The organism is Achromobacter sp. (assembly GCF_049647645.1).
Classification (GTDB): domain Bacteria; phylum Pseudomonadota; class Gammaproteobacteria; order Burkholderiales; family Burkholderiaceae_B; genus Achromobacter.
In genome coordinates, this window is sequence record NZ_JBARYB010000238.1 from 1 (window position 1) to 5782 (window position 5782).

Consider the following 5782-nt stretch of genomic DNA (forward strand, 5'->3'; position numbering starts at 1 on the left):
GGCCAGCACCGCCAGCAAGGTAGCGGCCAGCCGGTAGCGGCCCGCCGCGACGCCCAACGCGTGCGCCACATCGTCGCCCATTTCCAGCAGCCGCAGCCGGGTTGCCAGGGCCGTCGCCAACGGCAACAGCGCCGCGCAGGCCGTGACGATCAGCGTGACTTCGCTCCAGGTCTTGCCCGCAAGGTTGCCATTGAGCCAGGTTGCGGCCAGATGAGCTTGTTCGCGGCGCAGATTGGAAAGGCCGTACTGTACGAAGGCGAGGGCGATGGCCGCCACGGCGATACCCGCGATCACCATGCGTTGGGGAGCGGAGAAACCCGCGCCCGACCCGAACCAGACCCCCGCTGTCGCCAACAGTGCGCCGCCTGCGGCGCCCCACGCCAGCGGCATCGCGCCGGGCCAGACCATCGTTACCGCCACCGCGCCGGCGGACGCCCCGGCCGTCAGGCCGATGATGTCGGGACTGCCGAGCGGATTGCGGGTAATGCTCTGGAACAGCGCCCCAGACAGGCCTAGCGCGGCGCCGGCGCCCAGGGCAGCCAGGGCGCGCGGCAGCCTGACGGTGTAAATCATCCAGTGTTCAACCGCTGAACCCCCTCCCGCCAGGATGCGCGGCAGGTCGAACCAGGCCGGGCCTTGCGCGCCGGCCAGCAGCGCGGCGGCAATGGAGATCACCGCCAGCGCGACCAGGAGCAAGCCATAGCCCAGGGCGCGCGGCGCGTAGGGGAGCGACAGCCAGGCGCCCGCGCGCAGCGCTCTGAGCGGGCCGCTCAAGCCGGGCCCCCGGGTTGGCGCCGCAGCGCCGCCAGCAGGAACGGTGCGCCCAGGAACGCCACCACGACGCCGGTCAGCAGTTCGGCCGGCGCCCTTATCAGCCGCGCCAGGATATCCGCCGTCAGTATCAGGAGCGGGCCCAACAGCAGACAGTAGCCTAGCTGCCAGCGCAGATCGGGCCCGCCGAGCCGGCGGGCGACGTACGGAACGGCCAGGCCCACGAAGGCGATCGGCCCCGCGGCCGCCGTTGAGGCAGCGGCCAGAGTCGCCACGGCCGCCAGGCCGAGCATGCGGTACCAGCCGGCGCGTACCCCAAGCGCCCGCGCCAGCGTCTGCCCCAGGGCCAGGATGTTCAACGGCCGGGCGAGCGTCAGGGCCAGCAACAGGCCTGCGCCGATGTACGGCGCCGCCCGCGCCGCGCTGGCGAGGGAGTGGCCGGCCAGCGAACCGACCGCCCAGAATCGGTAGGCGTCGAAAATGTCTGCGCGCAGCAGGGCCACGGCCTGCACGTAGGCAAACAGCACCGCATTGACGGCCGCCCCCGCCAGGATCAGACGCACCGGCTGCAAGCCCCGGCCGCCGCCGCCGATGAGGTAGACCGCCACTGCCGCGGCCAGAGCGCCCGGCAGCGCAGCCCAGAACGGATGCGCGGGCAGGCCGCCGAGCGCCAGCGCGACGGTCACGATGGAGGCGGCCGCGCCGGCGTTCACGCCCAGCAGCCCCGGCTCCGCCAGCGGATTGCGGGTCAACGCCTGGATCAGCGCGCCGGCTACGGCCAGCGCGGCGCCGGTCAGCAGGGCCAGCAAGGTGCGGGGCATGCGCGAGGCGACTACCAGGGCGGCGTAACTGTCATCGGGACGGACCAGGGCTTGCCAGACCGCGCCGGGCGACAGGCTGCGGGAACCGAGCCAGAGGCTGCCCAGCATGGCGGCGGCCAGCAGCAGGCCGGCCACGGCCAGGCCCGCTGCGGACGCCGCGGGGAACGGTTTATTCATGGGAGACCTTCGGGGCGGTCGCGGCCCGCTCGGCTGCGGCGGCCAACGCGGGCGCCAGCCTGTCTATCATCCAGGCCACGGCCAGTGGAGCGCCCGAGGACGAGGCCATGATCAACGCCGGATCGCTCAGCGCCACGTAGGCGCCGCGCCGCACTGCGGGGATGGAGGCGAATAGCGGCAGCGACGCGGTCCGGTCGCGCTCCTGCGGGGTATAGAACCAGGAAATGAGCACGTCGGCGTCGCCCAACGCATCGGCGTGCTCGAAGCCGAGGTAATGCGCGAAATGGCCCGCGCTGGCATGCAGGCCACGCATCGAAGGCGCCAACGCCAAGCCCATGGCGGCGATGGTATCCACGCGCGGATCGCCCGCGACATACGCGGCAAAATTCCCCGAGCCCAAGTCGGCGCGTACATAGGCGAAGGTCTTGCCGGCGAGCACAGGATGGTCGCGCGCCGCCTGCGCCAGCGTGTCGCGGATCTGCGCCTTGAGCGCCGCGGCTTGTCCGCGTCGGCCCAGCGCGGCGGCGATCAGGTCGATCTGCGCGTCCATCGGCGTCAGGAAGGGTTGTTCCGGATAGGCCACCACCGGCACCAGCCGCGACAACTGCGCGTAGGCCTCGGCGCTGACGCCGGAAAAGGGCGCCAGTACCACGTCCGGCCGCAGCGCGACGATCGCCTCGATGTCCAGCTCCGGGAACATGGCGATGGGCTGCGGCAGCGGCGCCCCGCGGGCCTCGATGGCGGCGCGCACCCAGGGCCAGAAATGGTCGGCGTCGCCGCCCCAGTCGGCGCGGCCGACGCCCACCGGCACCACCCCCAGCGACAGCGCCAGGTCGTCCGCGCCCAGGCCCAGGGTGACCACGCGTTTGGGAGGCGCTGCGATGACGGCCCGGCCCAGCGCGCTGGCTAGCGTTACCGGAAAGCCGTCGGCCTGGACAGCCTGCGGCGCCGCGCCGCCCGGCGCATCGGGCGCGCGGTCGCAGGCGGCCAGGGCGAGCAAGGCCAGGCAGGTCGCGGCGGCCCGCAAGATCACGTCCTTGAAACTCAACAGGCTGAAACGCATCGCGCCGGCAATCTCCCTGATCAGTATTGGGCCTTGACCGTCAGCATCACGTTGCGGGGCGCGCCCCACCAGCCCTGGCTGAAGAAGCCGATCTGGTCGTAGTACTTCTTGTCGAACAGGTTGTTCACGTTGAGCGAGGCCGAGACCTGTTTGCTGAACTGGTAGCGCGCCATCAGGTTCACCAGCATGTAGCTGCCTTGTTCCACGTCGACGTTGCCGCGTGGGCTGCGGGCGGCCTGGTACATGCGGCTTTGCCAATCCACGCCGCCGCCCACCGTCAGCCGGTTCAGGTCGCCGGGCAGGCGGTAGGTGGTGTAGAGCTTGAACAGGCTGCGCGGATGGCTGGTGTTGATGGGTTTGCCGTCGGCGTCCTTGGCGGTGAAGTGGGTGTAGCTGGCCGCGATGTTCCAGTTGGGCATGATCTGGCCGGTGGTTTCCAGCTCGAAGCCCTCGACCTTGGCGCCGGACGCGGCGCGGTAGGCCTGCGTGCCGGGCAGGCCTATGACCGACTCGCCCGGGATGGCTTGCGCCAGATTGTTCTGGCGGGTCTGGTACAGCGACACGGCGGCGTCCAGCAGGCCGTCCAGGTACGACGCCTTCAGGCCGATCTCGTAGCTCTTGCCATCGATGGGAGGCAGGATAGCGCCGCTGGGCGTACGCGCATTCTGCGGCTGGAAGATCTCGGTGTAGCTGGCGTAGGCGGTGTAGGTCTTGTCGATGTCGTAGATCAGGCCCGCGTAGGGCGTGAACTGGTCGTTGATCTTGTACTCGCGCTTGCTGCCGAAGTAGGTCTGGTTCGTTTCCCAGTTGCTCCAGCGCCCGCCCACGATCAGGTGCAGCGGATCGGCCAGCGAGAACCGGCCCACGGCGTAGGTCCCGGTCTGCTTGACCCGCATGTCGTCGGCGGGCGTCTTGCGGCTGGACCACGCCGGTTCGGCGATATGGTCCTGGCGCCAGTCGAAGAAGCTGCCGATGGCGGGTTTGGCGCCCACCATCAGGTACTGTCCGATGTCGCTGTGGTCGTCCACGCTCATCCAGCCCAGAGCCAATTCGTGCTTGCGGCCGAACAGCTGGAACGGGCCCGACAAGGTCAGGTTGATGTCGTCGCGCTTGCGCTCGCCATCGTAGTTGTTGAAGTTGCTGCTCATGCCGGCGCCGCTGACGCGGTTCGGATAGTCCCCGCGGTAGAGTTGCTTCATGCGGTATTCGCCGTCATTGCGGCTATAGGCCGCGCGCGCCTTCCAGTCGTTGGCGAAGCGATGGCTCAGGTCCACGAAGGTGGTGGTGGATTCCGTGTCGATGCGCGCCCACGGGGTGTTGTTGGCGACGGACCGGTTGAAGTCGGTGCGCGAGCCGTCCGAGTAAAACAGCGGGAAGCCGCTGCCGAAGCCGTTGCTTTGATTGCGCATGTACTCCACGCCGGCGGTCAGCACCGTGTCGGGGGTGAGGTCGGCGCTGATGACGCCGTACAGAGTGCGCTTGCGTGAATCCAGGAAAGTGACGTAGCTGTCGCCCTGGCTGTAGGCGGCGACGAAGCGCGAACGGACGCGGCCGTTCTCCGTCAGCGGCACGGACAGGTCGGCGTCGCCGCGCACATAGTCCCAGCTGCCGGCGCTGGCGCTGCCGGACAGCGCGAATTCGCGCAAGGGTTTCTTGCGCACGAAGTTCACGGCGGCGGAGGGGTTGCCCGAGCCGGTCATCAGGCCGGTGGCGCCGCGCACGATCTCGACGCGGTCGTAGATCGCGGCATCCATGTCGGTGGACCCGTAGTTCCATTGGCTCAGGATGGGCGCGTTCAGGCCGTCGAACTGGAAATTGTCGATGGGGAATCCGCGCGCGGAGAACGACAGGCGGTTGCTGTCGCTGCGCGTGACGGAGATGCCGGGCGCGCTGGCCAGGATGGAGCCGGTGTCCTGCAGGGCTTGATCCTCGATCTGCTGGCGCGTGACCACGCTGACCGATTGCGGGGTTTCGCGGGGCGACAGCGTCAGGCCGGTGGCGGTGCTCATCGCCTCGGTGTTATAGGCGCGGCTGCCTTCGGTGGTGCCGGGAATGCCGGCGCCGCTGACTGTCACGGCCGGGAGTTCGGCGGCGTCTTCGGTGCTGGACGAGGCGCGGGCCGGCGGCGTGGCGGATTGCGCGTTGGCGGCTTGGTGAGCCAGGGCAGAGCAGAACAAGGCGGCCTGGATGGCGAGGGAAAGCGCATTCGTCCGGCGGGTCATTGCGCGGGGCGGGGGCAGAACGGGCGGCATGAAGACAAGCTCCGGCTGAATAATTCGGTAATGGGAATTATTGTTTTTTACCGAGACTTGAACGTATGCCGGAGGATGCGATGCGTATGCCGGACGCCGCCAGATCAACTGGGGTCGGCGTTCGCCAAAGGCGCGGGCTGCCGCTGCAGCCATGCCCAGCCGGCCGCGCTGGCGGCGACGCAGGCCAGCATGGCCCAGGCCAGGCCTAGCGGCCGCCCGTAGATCAGGGGCACGCCCCAGCCGCTGGCCACGGAGAAGGCAAACATCTGGACGAAGCCCAGCAGCGAGGCGGCGGTGCCGGACAGCCCTGGCGCGCGGGCCAGGATGCGCAGGGTCATGGCCGGCACGCACATGGCCAGGCCGCAGGTGTAGATGCCGGGCAGGATGACCGCCCAGGGCAGGGCGGGCCGCCCGGCGCCGGCGGCATGGAGGACGCTGGCCAGGCAACTTCCGCCCATCAGCAGATACGACAGCCACGTGATGCGCTGATCTGTCCAGCGGCCGGCCTTGCGCGCGGCGAACAACGCGCCGGCCATGGCGCCGGCCACCAGCGGCGCGAACAGGTAGGCGAAGTCCGTTTCGGGCAGGCCCAGCACGTTGGTGATGAAGTCCGGCGCGGCGCCGATGAGTAAGCCCTGGGCCGCGAAGATCAGGCTGAACGCCGCGGCGAGCGCGGCGAACCGCCGGTCCCCCAGGAC

4 protein-coding genes and 1 pseudogene are annotated in these 5782 nt (G+C 69.7%); all 5 read right to left on the reverse strand.

What is annotated here, in order from left to right:
- The coding region (locus WBB14_RS27470; protein WP_424242560.1) for an iron chelate uptake ABC transporter family permease subunit at positions 1-774 on the reverse strand (774 nt) is incomplete at its 3' end.
- Positions 771-1769, reverse strand: a complete 999-nt coding sequence (locus tag WBB14_RS27475; RefSeq protein ID WP_424242561.1) for a FecCD family ABC transporter permease — start codon at positions 1767-1769, stop codon at positions 771-773. The genes WBB14_RS27475 and WBB14_RS27470, both read right to left, overlap by 4 nt.
- Positions 1762-2832, reverse strand: coding sequence for an ABC transporter substrate-binding protein (locus WBB14_RS27480; RefSeq protein ID WP_424242562.1), 1071 nt, complete (start codon positions 2830-2832; stop codon positions 1762-1764). The genes WBB14_RS27475 and WBB14_RS27480 overlap by 8 nt, the downstream gene beginning before the upstream one ends.
- A 20-nt stretch (positions 2833-2852) precedes the next feature.
- Entirely contained in the window at positions 2853-5084 is a 2232-nt protein-coding gene (gene fauA, locus WBB14_RS27485) for a TonB-dependent alcaligin siderophore receptor FauA (protein ID WP_424242563.1), read from the reverse strand.
- A gap of 104 nt (positions 5085-5188) precedes the next feature.
- Positions 5189-5782: pseudogene (locus tag WBB14_RS27490) on the reverse strand (multidrug transporter); the annotation flags it as partial.

Bases quoted from the DNA above. Each gene is read 5' to 3' on its own strand.
- fauA (WP_424242563.1), bottom strand. From the start codon at position 5,084: ATGCCGCCCGTTCTGCCCCCGCCCCGCGCAATGACCCGCCGGACGAAT.
- WBB14_RS27480 (WP_424242562.1), bottom strand. From the start codon at position 2,832: ATGCGTTTCAGCCTGTTGAGTTTCAAGGACGTGATCTTGCGGGCCGCC.
- WBB14_RS27475 (WP_424242561.1), bottom strand. From the start codon at position 1,769: ATGAATAAACCGTTCCCCGCGGCGTCCGCAGCGGGCCTGGCCGTGGCC.